Annotated in this window: 14 protein-coding genes; 10 read left to right on the forward strand and 4 right to left on the reverse strand. The window is 65.4% G+C overall.

Annotation, left to right across the window (positions count from 1 at the left end; translation table 11 throughout):
- Window positions 1–9 precede the first annotated feature (9 nt).
- Together M2332_RS14070 and M2332_RS14075 are read right to left on the reverse strand one after the other, a co-directional pair.
- Window positions 10–1,425 (reverse strand): AtzE family amidohydrolase, encoded by a 1,416-nt coding sequence (locus M2332_RS14070; RefSeq protein ID WP_264574546.1) that lies wholly within the window; start codon window positions 1,423–1,425, stop codon window positions 10–12.
- On the reverse strand, window positions 1,422–1,634 hold the full coding sequence (locus M2332_RS14075; RefSeq protein WP_264572156.1) for a DUF4089 domain-containing protein: 213 nt from the start codon (window positions 1,632–1,634) through the stop codon (window positions 1,422–1,424). Before M2332_RS14075 ends, M2332_RS14070 begins: the two co-directional genes overlap by 4 nt.
- 231 nt (window positions 1,635–1,865) lie before the next feature.
- Here M2332_RS14075 and M2332_RS14080 point away from each other — a divergent pair, with 231 nt between their 5' ends.
- The 10 genes from M2332_RS14080 (at window position 1,866) to M2332_RS14125 (ending at window position 12,182) form a co-directional block, all read left to right on the forward strand.
- Window positions 1,866–3,476, forward strand: a complete 1,611-nt coding sequence (locus tag M2332_RS14080; protein WP_264574547.1) for a CocE/NonD family hydrolase — start codon at window positions 1,866–1,868, stop codon at window positions 3,474–3,476.
- On the forward strand, window positions 3,473–4,768 hold the full coding sequence (locus M2332_RS14085; RefSeq protein ID WP_264574548.1) for a cytosine deaminase: 1,296 nt from the start codon (window positions 3,473–3,475) through the stop codon (window positions 4,766–4,768). The genes M2332_RS14080 and M2332_RS14085 overlap by 4 nt, the downstream gene beginning before the upstream one ends.
- Entirely contained in the window at window positions 4,768–5,931 is a 1,164-nt protein-coding gene (argE, locus tag M2332_RS14090; RefSeq protein ID WP_264574549.1) for an acetylornithine deacetylase, read from the forward strand. The genes M2332_RS14085 and argE overlap by 1 nt, the downstream gene beginning before the upstream one ends.
- A gap of 180 nt (window positions 5,932–6,111) precedes the next feature.
- Window positions 6,112–6,981, forward strand: a complete 870-nt coding sequence (locus M2332_RS14095; RefSeq protein ID WP_264574550.1) for a bifunctional 5,10-methylenetetrahydrofolate dehydrogenase/5,10-methenyltetrahydrofolate cyclohydrolase — start codon at window positions 6,112–6,114, stop codon at window positions 6,979–6,981.
- A 104-nt stretch (window positions 6,982–7,085) separates the two neighbouring features.
- A complete protein-coding gene (locus M2332_RS14100) occupies window positions 7,086–7,793 on the forward strand; it encodes a TetR family transcriptional regulator (RefSeq protein WP_181558823.1) in 708 nt (235 codons plus the stop codon).
- A gap of 166 nt (window positions 7,794–7,959) precedes the next feature.
- Window positions 7,960–8,541, forward strand: coding sequence for an NAD(P)H-dependent oxidoreductase (locus M2332_RS14105; protein ID WP_264574551.1), 582 nt, complete (start codon window positions 7,960–7,962; stop codon window positions 8,539–8,541).
- Window positions 8,542–8,543: 2 nt separating this feature from the next.
- A complete protein-coding gene (locus M2332_RS14110; RefSeq protein ID WP_264574552.1) occupies window positions 8,544–9,332 on the forward strand; it encodes an ABC transporter ATP-binding protein in 789 nt (262 codons plus the stop codon).
- Entirely contained in the window at window positions 9,329–10,171 is an 843-nt protein-coding gene (locus M2332_RS14115) for an ABC transporter permease (protein ID WP_264574553.1), read from the forward strand. The genes M2332_RS14110 and M2332_RS14115 overlap by 4 nt, the downstream gene beginning before the upstream one ends.
- The gene (locus M2332_RS14120) at window positions 10,168–11,331 is read left to right on the forward strand and encodes a hypothetical protein (protein WP_264574554.1); all 1,164 of its coding nucleotides are present in this window, start codon (window positions 10,168–10,170) and stop codon (window positions 11,329–11,331) included. The genes M2332_RS14115 and M2332_RS14120 overlap by 4 nt, the downstream gene beginning before the upstream one ends.
- Window positions 11,331–12,182, forward strand: coding sequence for a bifunctional 5,10-methylenetetrahydrofolate dehydrogenase/5,10-methenyltetrahydrofolate cyclohydrolase (locus tag M2332_RS14125; RefSeq protein WP_264574555.1), 852 nt, complete (start codon window positions 11,331–11,333; stop codon window positions 12,180–12,182). Before M2332_RS14120 ends, M2332_RS14125 begins: the two co-directional genes overlap by 1 nt.
- A 25-nt stretch (window positions 12,183–12,207) precedes the next feature.
- Here M2332_RS14125 and M2332_RS14130 read toward each other — a convergent pair whose 3' ends face one another.
- Window positions 12,208–13,518, reverse strand: a complete 1,311-nt coding sequence (locus M2332_RS14130; protein ID WP_264574556.1) for a Rieske 2Fe-2S domain-containing protein — start codon at window positions 13,516–13,518, stop codon at window positions 12,208–12,210.
- Between the two features lie 15 nt (window positions 13,519–13,533).
- Window positions 13,534–14,889, reverse strand: a complete 1,356-nt coding sequence (locus tag M2332_RS14135; RefSeq protein ID WP_264574557.1) for an FAD-binding oxidoreductase — start codon at window positions 14,887–14,889, stop codon at window positions 13,534–13,536.
- Window positions 14,890–15,055: the final 166 nt, after the last annotated feature.

The following is a 15,055-nucleotide window of genomic DNA, read 5'->3' on the forward strand; positions in this document are numbered from 1 at the left end:
GCCCGAGCTTCAGGCGTTTTCCGACACCGGCGCGCAATCTGCCACGCTGGAGACGGCCACACCGGCTGCTTCAAGCCGCGCTGCGATCTGGAAAATCTTGGCCTCGGCCCAGGGCGCGGCGATGATCTGGACGCCCACCGGCATGGGGCCGCTGGTCATCACCGGCGCGGTCAGCACGGGCAGGCCGATATAGCTGATTGGCTGGGTGTAGATGCCGACATGCGCGCGGGCGAGCATCTCCTTGCCGCCCAGATTGAGGGTCTGCTGGCCGAGCTTGAGCGCGGCGCAGGGCGTGGCAGGCGCGAGCAGGACGTCATAGTGCGCGAAGGCCCGGCGCGCCGCCTCGCGAAACCGGTAGCGGAAGCGCTGGGCCTGCACGACGAGGGTAGAGGGGAGCAGGGCGCCGGCGAACAGGCGATCGCGCGTCGCCGGATCGAACTGGTCCGGGCGCTGGCGCAGGGCATCGATGTGCAGATTGCCGCCCTCGGCCGCCGTGATGACGAAGGCCGCATAGCGAGCGATCTCGGCTTCGGCGAGCTCGACATAGCGATCCGCGTTCAGGGCGTCGGCAACCTTGTCCACGGCTTCCAGCGCGACATCCTCGGCATTGCCCCGGAACCAGCCGCCCAGAACGCCGACGCGGAACGCATCGGTGTCTTCTCCGAGGCGGTCCAGAACCGGCTCAGGCGCTGCCGTCGAGCAAACGGGATCGCGTGGATCCGGCCCTTGCAGCACGTCATAGGCCAGCGCGAGGTCGGCCACGCTGCGGGTCATCGGCCCGATATGATCGAGGCTGGACACGAACGGGAAGGTGCCCGCACGCGACAGGCGGCCATAGGTCGGCTTGAGCCCGAACAGGCCGCAGAAGGAGGCGGGCACGCGGATCGACCCGTTGGTGTCCGATCCCATGCCGATATGCGCGAGGCCCGCTGCGACCGCTGCCGCAGCGCCACCCGATGAGCCCCCGGCGAGCCGCCCGAGATCGTGGGGATTGCGGGTCGGGCCGAAGAAATCATTCTCGGTCGTGAAGCCGTAGGCGAATTCATCCATGTTGGTCGATGCGACGATGATCGCGCCGGCCTCGCGCAGCAGCCTTACGGCGGTCGCGTCTTCGCTGGCGGGCGGGGCCTCGCGGCGCATCTTGGCGCCGGCCAGCGTGACCTCGCCGGCAATGTCGAACAGGTTTTTCACCACCACCGGCACGCCCGACATGGGGCCGCCCGGCTCACCCCGCGCAATCGCGGCATCGAGCGCCGCTGCCGCAGCCAGGGCCGACTCGGAAAAGACAGCCGTGCAGCTGTTGATCAGCGGATCGAGCCGTTCGATCCGCGCCAGCATGTCGCGCACCACATCGGATGCGCTGAACGTCCCGGCATTCACTCCGGCGGCGATCTGCGCCGCGCCCATCGCTGCAAAATCGCTCATGGCCGGAACACCGGTGCGGCTTCCAGCGCGGGATCAAGCTCGAGGGCCAGCAACGGGGCGCTCTGGACGAGGATGAGGTGAAGATTGTTAATGACGCCCTCGCGATATTCGGCGGGCACCGGCAAGCCGATGATTTCCGGCGCGGCCGCCACATAAACGGCCACCCCGTCCCGATCGCTGATCTGGTTTTGCTTTTGCGTATTCGTCATTTGATCCTTGTCCGGACGACCGGCGAGCTGAAATCTTTGGAAATCAGATGTTTCCTGGTGCCGGTCGGCGCCGGCAGAATCTTTTATGCATAATTTGCTCACTTAGGCAATTGTGCAGTTGCTGCATCGCGATTAGCCTTTGGGCTAAGACAGGCGCGGCGCTGCCCCGCGCCGGACCGGAATGCTGGATCGAAAATGATGATGGATACGCGCCCCCCTGAACTCCTCTCCATGACGACGCGTGACGGCGTGCGGCTGGATGCGGACGTGTATCGGCCCGCGTCGGCGGGCGATCACCCCGTGCTGCTGATGCGCCAGCCCTATGGGCGGCGGATCGCGACGACGGTCTGCTTCGCGCATCCGGCCTGGTATGCGGCGCAGGGCTATATCGTCGTGATTCAGGATGTGCGGGGCCGAGGGACATCTGAGGGCACCTTCGCACTGTTCGAGCAGGAGGCCGCGGACGGCGAGGATGCGATCAACTGGGCGGCGGGGCTGGCCGGATCGACCGGCGCGGTCGGCATGTACGGCTTCTCCTATCAGGGCGTGACCCAGCTCCTCGCTGCGGCGACGCTGCCGCCTGCGCTCCGGGCGATCGCCCCGACGATGGTTGGCTGGGATTTGCGGCAGGACTGGGCCTTTGAGAACGATGCCTTCTGCCTCGCCGCCAATATCGGCTGGGCGGTACAGCTTGCGGCGCAGAACGCCAAGCATGCCGGGGATGCCGACGCCTTTGCCGATCTGGCGCGGGCCGCGCGCTCTCTTGCACTGGGGCACAGTAATCACGCGCGGCCCGACATTCTGAATCGCCATGCGCGCCACGTGCCATTCTATCGCGACTGGCTCGACCGGGATTTTGCCGACCCCTATTGGGCGCGGATTTCCCCGTCCGCCCATGCGGATCGCCTGACAAAGAGCGGGCCGCCGGCGCTGTTCGTGACGGGGTGGTACGACACCCATCTTCCGGGCACCGTGGCGGCCTATCGGGCCTATGAGCAAGCGGGACGTCCAGATGCCGCGCTGGTCGTGGGGCCGTGGACGCATTTCCCCTGGGGCCGGCGGCTTGGCGGCAAGGACTTTGGCGAGGCGGCCATCGGAGAGATTGACCAGTTGCAACGGGCGTGGTTCGACCAGCACCTCAAGGGGGAGGGGGAGGCGATTGCGCCCTCCCGCGCCGTGCGACTGTTCGACATGGGGCGCAAAGCCTGGCGGGATTTTCCGGCATGGCCCGGCGAGCAGCAATGCTGGCAGATCGGCAGCGGCGGTCGCGCGGCGCTGGACGAGCGCGACGGCGTTCTGGCGCCGGATTGCGAGACGCAGGCGCCGGCGGATTATCTGGTGCACGATCCCTGGCGCGCCGTGCCGACCACGGGCGGGGCCTTCGGCGCGGTGCCGGGACCGGTTGACCGCACCGATGTGGATGCCCGGCCCGATGTGCTCACCTACACCAGCCCGCCGATGGCGGCGCCCGTGACGCTGGCGGGCGAGACCGTCGCTGCGCTGGAGGTGACAGCGGATTGCCCGAGTTTCGACCTGAGCTGCATCCTCACCATCGTTGATGAAGCCGGGCGCAGCCATCACCTGACGGAAGGCTATGCCCATTTCGCGGTCGCATCCGACGGCTCTGCCACTGTGCGCTTGCGCCCGACATGCGCGACAATACCCGCCGGGGCTCGCCTGCGGCTGGCCGTTTCGGCAGCGTCTTTCCCCGCCTATCCCATCAATCCCGGAACCGGCACGCGACCGGTGGATGCCGGCGTGGAGGAAGCGGGCGTGATTACGCTGCGTCTGAACCTGGCCGAAAGCCGGCTGGTGTTGCCGGTGCTGGAGGAAGTGCCATGACGCCTCAGGATTTGCTTCCGCACGATCTCGCGTCGGGCGAGCCCTTCGTCCTGCGCGGCGTGCATGTGCCCGCCACCTTCACGGCTTTTGAGGGCGGCGCGGAGATCGTCACGGCGGACATCGGCATCGAGCAGGGACGGATCGCCTTTGTCGCGCCGTCGCTCGCCGAGACGCCCAGCGCCTGGCGCGACATCCGGCTGGATCGCATGATGGTCTGGCCCTGTTTCGTGGAAGCGCACACGCATCTCGACAGCACGCAGATCTGGACGCGCTCCCCCAATCCCGACGGGACGTTCGGCTCTGCGGCCAGCGCGATCATCGCCGACCGCGAAACCCACTGGACGCCCGATGACATGCGCCGGCGCATGGATTTCGGCCTGCGCTGTGCCTATGCCCATGGTGTGCGCGCGATGCGCACCCACCTTGCCTCCCAGAACGAGCAGATCGAGCAGCGATGGGGGATTTTCTCGGAGGTGCGCGCAGCCTGGGCCGGACGGATCGACCTGCAGGCCGTGCCGCTGATTTCCACCGATGTGCTGGCGGACGATGTCTGGTTCGCGCGGGTGCTCGATGTCGTGCGCCGTCATGGCGGCGTGCTGGGCGGCTTCGCGCATGTCTCGCCGCTGGTCGATGCCAGCCTTGAGCGGCTCTTCGACGCGGCAGACAAATACGGCCTCGCGTTGGACTTCCACGCCGACGAGACGGACGACGCGACCTCGGACATCGTGCGGCGGGTCGCGACGCTCGCCGACCGGCGGGGCGGGGGGATGCAGGTGATGGTCGGCCATTGCTGCAGTCTCGCCGTGCAGGACGAGACAGAGGTGGACCGCACGCTGGACCTGATGGCACGGGCCGGGCTTTCCGTGGTGAGCCTGCCGGGCTGCAATCTCTATCTGCAGGCGCGCGCGCCGGGCCGCACGCCCCGTTGGCGCGGCGTCACCCTGCTGCACGAGATGGCCGCGCGCGACATTCCCATCTGCATCGGCGGCGACAATTGCCGTGATCCCTACAATCCCTATGGCGACTTCAATCCGCTCGAATCCTTTCAGGATGCGGTGCGGATCGCGCATCTCGATCATCCGGTGGGGGACTGGCCGCGCAGCGTCACCACCACGCCCGGCGCGCTGGTCTCGCAGGCGCAGGCGATTGTCGCCGGTGCGCCCGCCGATCTCGTTCTCTACCGGGCGAAGAGCTATAATGAGCTGTTCGTACGCCACGGCGCGGGCCTGCTGGTCATGCGCGACGGCATCTTCATCGATGCCCCCCTCCCTGACTTTAGCGAGCTGGACTGATGCTGGATCACGCTCTCGAAATTCTGGAAACGCTGGTCGCGTTCGACACGACGTCCAGCAAATCCAATCGCGCCCTCATCGATTGGGTCGCCGCGCGGCTCGCCCAGCGAAACATCCCCTATTGGCTGGTAGAGGATGCGGATGGCGGGAAGGCCAATCTGCTCGCGCGGATCGGGCCGGATGTGCCGGGCGGGATTGTCCTGAGCGGACATAGCGATGTCGTGCCGGTCGATGGCCAGCCGTGGACCAGCGATCCCTGGACGGTGACCCGCAGGGAGGGCCGGCTCTACGGGCGCGGCGTGGCGGACATGAAGGGGTTCATCGCGCTGGCGCTCGCGCTGATCGACACGCCGGCGGTGCAATCCCTGCAGCGCCCGCTGATCCTCGCGATCACCTATGATGAAGAGGTCGGCTGCCTTGGCGCGCCGCATCTGCTCGATCAAATGACGGCGTTCGTCCCGGCGCCAGCGCTGGCGATCATCGGTGAGCCGACCAGCATGAAGATATTGTCGGTCCACAAGGGCATGCGGGTGTTCGACGTGACGGTGACTGGGCGGGAAGCGCACAGCAGCCAGCGCGATCAGGGGGTCTCCGCGATTGCCGCTGCTGTCGAGCTGATGAGCCTGATCGGCCAGATGAATGCGCAGGCGCAGGACGCGATCCGGGCCGACGATCCATGCAGCCCGCCGGGTACGACGCTTTCGGTCGGCATCGTCAACGGCGGCACAGCGGCGAACATCCTCGCGCGCCAGTGCACCTTCCGCTGGGATCTGCGCTCGCCCAGCGAGGCCGAAGCGGACGGCTATGAAGCGCGCTTTCGGGCCGCGGCGCAGGCGCTGGATGCCCGCATTCGCGAGCGTGCGCCGGAGGGCGGGGTTGTGATCACCCAACTGGCCAGCGCGCCGCCGTTGGAGCTGGATCGGGACAGCGCCGCTGAATCCTTCGTGCGGTCGTTGACCGGCGATAATGGGCTGAGCGGCGCGGCCTTCGTTGCGGAAGCGGGGCTTTATCAGAAGATCGGCATCCCGGCGGTGCTGTGTGGGCCGGGCTCTATCCTGCAGGCCCATCAGCCCGACGAGTGGATCGAGATCGACCAGCTGCGCGCCGGTGCGGACTTCTTGATGCGTTTGGCGGACCGCTTGTCGAACGAGACCAAAGGTTAACGAAACTGGCCCGGCTTATTTGCAAAACATGCTTACTTATGTAAGGGTTCTGGCCGTGCAGAGCCCTCTGCGCGTCCGGCGGTCGCATCGATCCAGCCGGAAGAAGCCGATGATGTGCAGGTGGATCGTGAGACGCCGAACCCTTAACCGCTCCGGGCACGCGCCAAGGACCACCGCGCGATGACGCGGATTGTCGATGGCCACGCTGCCGCCCGGCGCCTGCTAGCGCAAACGGCGCAAGATTCGGCCCTTGCCCAAGCAAGCCTGGGTCGCGCTCCGCGTCTCGCGCTGCTCATGATGGGGGAGGCGGCGCCTGCCCGCGCATATGCCGCGCGCATCGAGGAGTTTGCCGGGCTGGCCGAGGTCGACACCATGATCGTCTCCGGCCCTGCCGATGGCTCATTGGCGCAGATGCAGGCGCTGGTGCGCCAGTTGAACGCCGATGAATCGATCGATGGTATTCTGCCGCTCACACCGTTCCCGTCCGGCATCGCGATGGCGGACATCGCTGCAATTCTCTCGAGCCAGAAGGACGTCGATGGCTTGACTCCGCTTAACGCCGGCCAGCTAGCGGCGGGGCTGGAGGGCCTGTTCCCCTGCACGCCACAAGCCGCGGTGCTGCTCGCGGAGGAGGTGCTGGGCGATCTGCGCGGGCTCAATGCCACCGTCGTCGGCGCCTCGGCCAGCGTCGGGCGCCCGCTCGCGCAATTGCTGCTCCAGCGCGGTGTGACCGTGACGATCGCGCATATCGATACGCGCGATCTGGTGGCAGCCTGCCAGACGGCGGACGTGGTGTTCGCCGCGGCCGGCCGGGCGGGGCTGATCGGCGCGCGCCATGTGCGGCCGGGCGCCACGGTTATCGATATCGGCATCAATCTCGTGACGCAGGCAGATGGCAGCCGGCGCATTCTGGGCGATGTCGATCTTGCCGCTGTCGACGGGGTTGCAGCCGTGATCTCGGCCGTTCCCGATGGTGTCGGCCCGCTGACGACGGCATTCCTGCTGGCGAATACCGTGCTGGCAGCGCAAAGGCGGCACGCAGGGGCTTGAGGGGCAAGCGGCGATAGGGTCAACAAGGGGCCGGCGTGGGCCGGGTCATATGAAGAGGATGGGACGTGGCGAGACAACCGAGCGTAAGAGGACCGAAAGCAGCGGTGCGGAAGACTGTCGGCGCGCGTGCCGCCAGGACGCAGGTCGCTGAACCGGCCGACGATGCGAAGGGTCTGCGCCGCACGCGGGATGCGGCTGGCACGCGCAAGAAGATTCTGGAAGCCGCCATCGAGGAATTCGCCGAGCGCGGGCTGAGCGGCGCGCGCATCGATTCGATCGCACAGCGCTCCGGCGCCAACATGCGGATGATCTACCATTATTACGGCAACAAGGAGCAGCTTTACGTCTTCGTGCTCGATCATGTGTATGAGGACATCCGCAAGAAGGAAGCGGCGCTGAATCTCGCGAACCTCGAACCGTATGAGGCGATGATGAAGCTGTTCAACTTCACCTACTCGCACTTTGCGGCCAACCCGCATGTCATCTCATTGTGGACCGGGGAAAACCTGCAGCAGGGCGCCTATCTCTCCACCTCGATGCGCGCGCCGACGCTGAGTTCACCGCTGATGGACGCCATCAAGGAGACGCTTGCGCGGGGCGTGGAGCAGAAGGTGTTCCGCGAGGATATCGATCCGTTGCAACTCTATGTGTCGATGGTTGCGCTGTCCTATTTCCACCTGTCCAACGTCTACACGCTCTCGGCGATCTTCAGCGCCAACCTGCACAGTGAGCGCTGGAAATCGGAACGCCGGCGCCACGCCCAGGAGATGCTGAGCGCCTACCTCCTGTCCAGCGCCAAGCCGGACACATGAGGACGACGCGGGAGACTCATCGGCGCTGTCGGTGTATTTCCGTCTTAGTGCCGGCGCATGTCTCAGCGGTATGAACAGATAAGTCATTGAATCATAACACTGAAAAATAGCAGAGCGGCCAAGTGTCAGTCTTGTCTTAGTAAGCAGTTTATGTATAACTATCGGCATGAAAGTTCATGTCATATATGCCTATCCGCTGAAGACGGGCCTCGCGGTCGACATTCACAACACGGTTGTCTCCAGCCTCATCGAGGCGGGGCACGAGGTCGATGATCTGGATCTCTATGCGGAGAATTTCGATCCGATCCTCAATGAGGAAGACCGGACGATCTATCATGACGTCACGATCAACCAGCGCCGGATCAAGCCCTATGTCGATCGGCTGCAGGCGGCCGATGCCGTGGTGCTCTGCCATCCGGTCTGGAATTTCGGCTGGCCCGCCATGCTCAAGGGCTATTTCGATCGGGTGTTCCTGCCCGATGTCTCGTTCAAGATGATGGACGGCAAGCTGACGCCGGGCCTCGCCAACATCCGCAAGCTGACCAGCGTGACGACCTATGGCGTGGACCGGCTTCGCGCACTCTACCTGTTCGATCCGCCGCGCTCGAATGCCACGCGCTTCCTGCGCGTTGTGTGCAACAAGAAGGTGAAGGTGGATTACCTCGCCCTCTATGGGATCAATAACATGACGGAAGCGCGCGCGGCCAAATTCCTGGCGAAGGTCCGCAAAGAAATGCTGGCTTTCTGACCATGGGCGATCGCCGCGTTGACCCGAATCAGGGCGCGGCCGATGCCGCCGCGCCGATCGTTTCCTTCCAAGATGTCTCTTTGACGTTCGGGACCGGTGTCGAGGCCCTGCGGGGCATTAATCTCGATATCCGCCCCGGCGAATTCATCAGCATTTTGGGGCCCTCGGGCTGCGGCAAGTCCACCTTGCTGCGCATCGCCGCCGGCCTGATCGACTATACTGACGGCGCGCTCCATGCGGATCGCTCCCACATCGCCTTCACCTTTCAGGATGCGACGCTGCTGCCCTGGCGCACGGTGCGCCGCAATGTCGAGCTGCTGCTGGAATTGCGCGGCGTCGGGCGGGAGGAGCGGCGCCGGGTGGCGCAGGAGAAGATCGCGCTGGTCGGCCTGAGCGGCTTCGAGGAGCAATATCCCAAGCACCTTTCGGGGGGCATGAAGATGCGCGTGTCGCTGGCCCGCGCCCTGACCCTCGATCCCACGCTGTTCATGTTCGACGAGCCCTTCGGCGCGCTGGACGAGATCACCCGCGAGCGGCTGAACGATGAAGTGCAGACCCTTCAACTGCGCCAGCAGTTCGCGGCGATGTTCGTGACGCACTCCGTGTCGGAGGCCGTGTTCATGTCGTCCCGTGTCATCGTCATGTCTGCGCGACCGGGCCGCATTGTCGGCGCCTACGACATCCCGTTCCCGTTTCCGCGAGATGACGCGGTGCGCTTCTCGCCGCAATTCGCGGAATTGTGCGGCACGCTCTCGGCGGCGCTGCGGGATGCATCGGGAGGTGTGAAATGACCAAAGCGACCTATTTTCCGCCCCGCGCTGCCCGCACAAAGGCCAGTCCCGCTGCACGCTGGGTCGCGCGACTGCTGCCCCCGCTGCTGCTCGGCCTCCTGCTCGCGGCCTGCTACGCTTATGCGCGCGCCGGTCTTGAGGAGTATCGCCAGTTCCTGATGCCCGGCCCCAGCGAGATCTGGGAAGGCGCCTTTGCTTCGGCCGCCGTGCGCGCGGAACTGCTGCGTGCCGCCGGCGTGACGGCGCAGATTGCGCTCACCGGTCTGGCCGTGTCGATTCCGGGCGGGATGCTGCTCGGCGTCCTCATGTTCCGCTCCTTCTGGATCGAGCGGGCCGTCGCACCCTATCTGGTGGTGCTGCAGTCGATCCCGGTGCTGGCGATCATCCCGCTTATCCAGTCCCTGCTCGGCTTCGGCTTCCTGCCCAAGGTGCTGATCGTCGCCTTGTTCACCTTCTTCGCCATTCCCACCACGCTGCTTCTCGGCCTCAAGAGCCTCGACAAGGGCATTGCCGAGCTGTTCCGGCTGGAAGGCGCGGGCTGGGGCACGACGTTGCTCAAGGCGGGCATCCCGTCCGCGCTGCCGTCGCTCTTTGCCGGCATTCGCATTGCAGCCAGCCTCGCGGTGATCGGCGCCATCGTCTCCGAACTGTTCTTCGTCTCGGGCGATGGCGGGCTAGGCCAGATGCTGGTGAACTCGAAGATCGATTTCCTCTACGAGCAGATGTACGCCGCGCTCATCGTCTCGGCAGTGATGTCGATCGGCGTCTACCTGTTCTTCGGCTGGCTTGGCGACCGGCTCTTCTCTCACTGGCACGATTCGGCCGGGGCGAAGGGATGATGCGGCGGGCACGTCATGCCGTGTTGGCCGCGCTGGCCTTGCTCGGTGCGGGCGCGCAGGCTGCGCCGGTCGCGCAGGGCGCCTTCGCCCGGGAGCATTACCGCACACCGTTGGCCAAGGTCTGCCCCAATCCGGTCGTCGTGCAGCTCGACTGGTTGCCGCAGGCCGAGCATGGCGGGCTGTTCCAGCTGATCGGCGGCGGCGGCAAGATGAGCCAGGGGCGCTACCAAGGCCCGCTTGGTGCAACCGGCATCGACCTGCTGATCCTGGTGGGCGGCAAGGGCATTGGCCTTGGCGATGCCGAGACGCCGTTTTCCGCGCTCTACATGGGCAATAGCCGCGCGGGCCTGCGTCCGCATCTGGCGCTGGTCGATCAGGATAATGCCTTCATCTTCTCCCGCCGCTTCCCGGCTACGGGCGTGGTGGCAATGCTCGAGAAATCGCCCATGGGTCTGTTCTGGGACCGCGCGACCTATCCGCGCGGCTTCCGGTCGGTGGCCGACCTGCGGGCGTTCGCGCAGTCGGGGAAAGGCAAGATCTACCTCTCTACAACCCGGCGCACATTCGGGCGCTATCTCATCAATAACGGCCTGCCCAAGGATGCGGTGCAGGAGGGCTATAATGGCGACGCCGAAACCTTCGTCCTGAATCGCGGGCGCTGGCTCAATCAGGGCAGCATCACCAGCGAGGGCTATCAGTTCGCCCATGGCAAGCGCTGGAACAAGCCGGTCGATTTTCTGCTGCTCTCGGACATGGGCTATCCGCTTTATCCCGGTATGGTTTCGGTCGCGACAAACCGGATGAATGAGCTGGCGCCGTGCCTCAAGGGGCTGGTGCCGCTGCTGCAGCGCGCGCAGGTGGATTATATCCGCGCGCCGAGCGAGGTGAACGACGTCATCTACCGGTTCAACGAGGGCGGCTTCGCGGCGCCCTGGTGGAAGACCTCGCGCGAGTTGTTGGCGGCGGCCTCTGCCGTTTCGCTCTCGCGCGGCATCGTCGGCAACGGGCCGGACAAGACTTTGGGCAATTTCGACATGACCCGCAGCAATGTGCTCCTCTCCCGGCTCAAGCCCTATCTCGACATTCGCGCCAAGCCGAATGTGAAGCCGCAGGATGTGGTGACCAACCGCTTCATCGATCCCACGGTCGGCCTGCGCTGATGCCCGTGATTCTCGATGGCGATGCCACTGCGGCAGCATGGCGCGCGCGGATTAAGGCGCGGGCGGACGAGAGCGCATTCGTGCGGGCGGGGCATCGGCCTTGCCTCGTCACGGTGCTCGTCGGCGATGATGAGGCGAGCCGGGCCTACGTCTCGCGCAAGCATCAGGATTGCGAGGCGCTTGGCTTTGCGTCCCGCCAGATCGATCTCCCGGCCAGCATTTCGCAGGCCGACCTGCTGGCGCTGATCGACATTCTCAACCGGGATGCTGCCTGTCATGGCCTGATCGTGCAACTGCCGCTCCCTGCGCACATTGATGCCGGCGCGGTGATCGAGGCGATCGGCCCGGACAAGGATGTGGATGGCCTCCACCCTCTCAATCTGGGGCGGATGTTGGCCGGTCAACCTGCGTTGCGGCCCTGCACGCCAAGCGCGATCCTCGCTCTGCTGCGTGAATATGATGTGCCGCTGGCCGGGCGCCGCGTCGCAATCATCGGGCGCGGGCTGCTGGTCGGTCGGCCGCTCGCCATGATGCTGGCCGACAGGGATGTCGATGCGGTCGTCACCGTGCTTCATCGCGGCATGGCGGATCTGACGCCTGTGCTGCGCGAGAGCGACGTGATCATCGCCGCAGCCGGCCAGCCCGATCTTGTGCGTGCCGACATGGTGCGACCCGGCGCCTGCGTCGTCGGAGTCGGGATTAGCTATGTGGATGGGCAGATGGTGTCGGACATTGCCGAGGATGTCGCGCAGATGGCCGGCTGGGTGACGCCGCGCCACGGATCGGTGGGGCCGATGACCCGCGCCATGCTCATGCGCAACCTGCTGGACGCGGCGCTCAGCCAGACCTGAGCGCCGCCTGTTTTCCGATGTTCGATTATCCCCGCGCCGGGCCGATGGCCGCGGCGAGCTGGGCCTGATATTCTTCCATCCAGTCGGCATCGGCCGGCGCATTATAGGCGCCACCGCGTGCGCCGTTGACGATCTCGGGATCGTCCACGCCTGGCGGCACCGTGCCGGCATCCTGCAGCGCGCGGGCTGCCTTGATGATGCGCTTGCGGGTCTGCATGATCATCAGGTCGCTGGTGACGAGATGCTCGTTGGAGCGGTCCACGATGTCGCCCATGCTCTCGGTGATATACTGGTCCTGCAGGGTGATGCCGGTCACGCCGGTGAAGCTCACCTCATTCTGCGCGGTACGATCCACCTCATAATCATTCTCGGCATTCTGGGCGAGCTTCCAGCGGCCGAACCAGTCGCTGCTGTTGGGCAGGAAATTGTGGCGGAATTCCAGGCCCGCGATGGTGTTGCCATCCACCGTGGTGCGAAGCGGCTGGGTGCGCTGCACCCAGGCGAAGTTGAAGACCATCGTGTGGCTGTCGTCCATCGGCACCCAGGCATTGGCCGTCACATTGTCCGAGAAGGTGCCGTCCGGAAACAGCGCCCAGAAGGGGAAGATATACTGGCAGATGCGCCAGTAGAGGCCCTCGCCATCGGCAGAGGGGCGATAGGCGCCAGCCATCGTGCCCCAGTCAGTATCCGTCACCTTGAAGTCAGGCGCGCGCTTGGTCACCGCGACGCTGTGCATATTGGTCGCGTCGACGTCCTCATCGGCCACGCTGCCGACATGCAGGAAGCCGAAGTGGCTGGTGTCGATGTCACCTTCCAGCGCCTGCAGCCAGTTGCACTCGCGCTGGGTGAGCGTCACGCGCAGCTCGGCATCCGGCAGCATCGTGGCTTCGATGCAGGGGAGGGGCGGCGGCGTTTCGCGCTCGCCCATATACACCCACACCACGCCGGCGCGCTCGGCGGTGCGATACACCTTGGCGTGGACACGCGGCTGGAATTTGGCGGCGTCGGCTTCGGAGACGTTCGGCATGTCCAGGCACTTGCCGTTCACGTCGAACTTCCAGCCATGGTACACGCAGCGAATGCCGCCCTTTTCGTTCCGCCCGAAGAAGAGCGAGGCGCAGCGGTGCGGGCAGCGATGGTCCATCACGCCGACCCGGCCCTCGCTATCGCGGAAGGCCAGCAGCTTCTCTCCGAGCAGCATCAGGCGCAGCGGCGCGCCGTCTGCGGCGATCTCTGACGAGGCGCAGGCCGGAATCCAATATTGGCGCATGACGGTGCCCATCGGCGTACCGGGGCCAACACGCGTCATCAGTTCATTATTCGCAACCGAAACCATGCAACCTTCCTTCTTTCAGATTTCCGCGAGCGCGTCTTGATTGTCCCAGGCCAGCATCTTGCCGGGGTTGAGCAGGCCCTTGGGGTCGACTGCCCGCTTGAAGGCCAACTGGACATGGTTGACCTGCTTCATGCCGCCTTCCTCGATGGTGTAGACATGCGGGTTGAACTGACGGCAGCCGCGCTGCTCATGATAGGCCATGATCTCGTTCAGTCGCTCCTCGGTGGTGAAGCGCACCATCTGGATGGCCGAACAGCTTACGGCCGGGCCGCTGCGGGTGAACTCGAGGTGGAACATCACCTCCTCGCCGAAATGGCGCTGGAGTTCGTCCGCCAGTTCCACGCAATTCTGGGCCGGCAGCAGCGTTTGCAAATAGGTCAGCGTCGGGTCGACCTTGAGCGCCTGCAGCGTCGTATGGTTCCAGCACAGTTCGTAGAGCGGCACGCGCTTGCCCGTGGCAGGCGCGGTGCGGCTATCGTGCGCGATGCGTCCGCCATAAGCGGCGACGAGCGTCTCGAACCCTTCCCAGGACTGGCTGGCGACCATCACGAGCGCGCAGGCTTCATCGGCACCGACATATTGCGCGATCGGGCGCAGATAAGTGTGGGCAATCGGTGGGGCCATCACCCCGCACTGCTTCTTCACCAGGCCCGGACTTTCGGCGAACGCCTTGCCGAAGCGGGCCGCGCTCAGCAGATCGTCGAACGTGACGACCGCGTCGATCCACAATTGCGCATTGGCGAGCGGCAATTCCAGTTCCGTGATGATGCCGGTCACGCCATAGCTGTGGTTGAACTTGGCAATGTCCGCGCCGCGCAGTTCCAGCACGCGCGGTTCGGCTTCCAGCGTCACGAGCCGGGCGCCGAGGATGTTGCCGGTCTCCCGCAGCATTCCCCAGTTGATCGAGCCGACGCCGCCCGATCCGCCGGCAATGAACCCGCCGACGGTCGCGACGGTGCGAGTGGAGGGGTGCAGCCGCATTTCATAGCCATGCTCGGCCAGTTCCTGATCGAGCGTGATGAGGCGCTTGCCGGCCTGCACGCGGCACACGCCATCCTTCACCCACAGGAGCTGGTCCATCGCGCGCATGTCGAGCAGGGCGCCGCCCCTTATCGGCATGGCCTGGCCGTAATTGCCAGTGCCGCCGCCGCGCACCGTCAATGGCACGTCATGGGCGTGGCAGGCGGCGGCGATTTCCTGAATGTCGGCTTCGGACCGCGCTTCCAGCAGCACGTCGCCGGTCACATCGGCGAGCTGGCGCTTGAGGATGGGGCTGTACCAATAATAGTCCCGGCTCATCCGGCGCACCGCTGCGGCATCGGTGATGACCTTCGGCCCCTTCAGTGCGGCGATCAGACCATTCAAGTTCATAGGCTTCGATTCCGTTTCAATCCTGCGCGGCGCCGGGGCGGATCGCAATCATCCTTGCGCTCGGTCGAGCATTAGTTATACATAAACTGCTTACTAAGAGAAGAGGGGAATCTCGGATTTGCGCGTGCGGGTCGTAGATTGGGTCGCCGAAATAGGGCAGAAACGC

Source organism: Sphingobium sp. B11D3A (assembly GCF_025961695.1).
Taxonomy (GTDB): Bacteria; Pseudomonadota; Alphaproteobacteria; order Sphingomonadales; family Sphingomonadaceae; genus Sphingobium.

What these genes read in the sequence shown, in the direction of transcription:
- M2332_RS14070 (WP_264574546.1), bottom strand. Translation starts at nt 1,425, where the DNA reads ATGAGCGATTTTGCAGCGATGGGCGCGGCGCAGATCGCCGCCGGAGTG.
- M2332_RS14075 (WP_264572156.1), bottom strand. Translation starts at nt 1,634, where the DNA reads ATGACGAATACGCAAAAGCAAAACCAGATCAGCGATCGGGACGGGGTG.
- M2332_RS14080 (WP_264574547.1), top strand. Translation starts at nt 1,866, where the DNA reads ATGACGACGCGTGACGGCGTGCGGCTGGATGCGGACGTGTATCGGCCC.
- M2332_RS14085 (WP_264574548.1), top strand. Translation starts at nt 3,473, where the DNA reads ATGACGCCTCAGGATTTGCTTCCGCACGATCTCGCGTCGGGCGAGCCC.
- argE (WP_264574549.1), top strand. Translation starts at nt 4,768, where the DNA reads ATGCTGGATCACGCTCTCGAAATTCTGGAAACGCTGGTCGCGTTCGAC.
- M2332_RS14095 (WP_264574550.1), top strand. Translation starts at nt 6,112, where the DNA reads ATGACGCGGATTGTCGATGGCCACGCTGCCGCCCGGCGCCTGCTAGCG.
- M2332_RS14105 (WP_264574551.1), top strand. Translation starts at nt 7,960, where the DNA reads ATGAAAGTTCATGTCATATATGCCTATCCGCTGAAGACGGGCCTCGCG.
- M2332_RS14110 (WP_264574552.1), top strand. Translation starts at nt 8,544, where the DNA reads ATGGGCGATCGCCGCGTTGACCCGAATCAGGGCGCGGCCGATGCCGCC.
- M2332_RS14115 (WP_264574553.1), top strand. Translation starts at nt 9,329, where the DNA reads ATGACCAAAGCGACCTATTTTCCGCCCCGCGCTGCCCGCACAAAGGCC.
- M2332_RS14120 (WP_264574554.1), top strand. Translation starts at nt 10,168, where the DNA reads ATGATGCGGCGGGCACGTCATGCCGTGTTGGCCGCGCTGGCCTTGCTC.
- M2332_RS14125 (WP_264574555.1), top strand. Translation starts at nt 11,331, where the DNA reads ATGCCCGTGATTCTCGATGGCGATGCCACTGCGGCAGCATGGCGCGCG.
- M2332_RS14130 (WP_264574556.1), bottom strand. Translation starts at nt 13,518, where the DNA reads ATGGTTTCGGTTGCGAATAATGAACTGATGACGCGTGTTGGCCCCGGT.
- M2332_RS14135 (WP_264574557.1), bottom strand. Translation starts at nt 14,889, where the DNA reads ATGAACTTGAATGGTCTGATCGCCGCACTGAAGGGGCCGAAGGTCATC.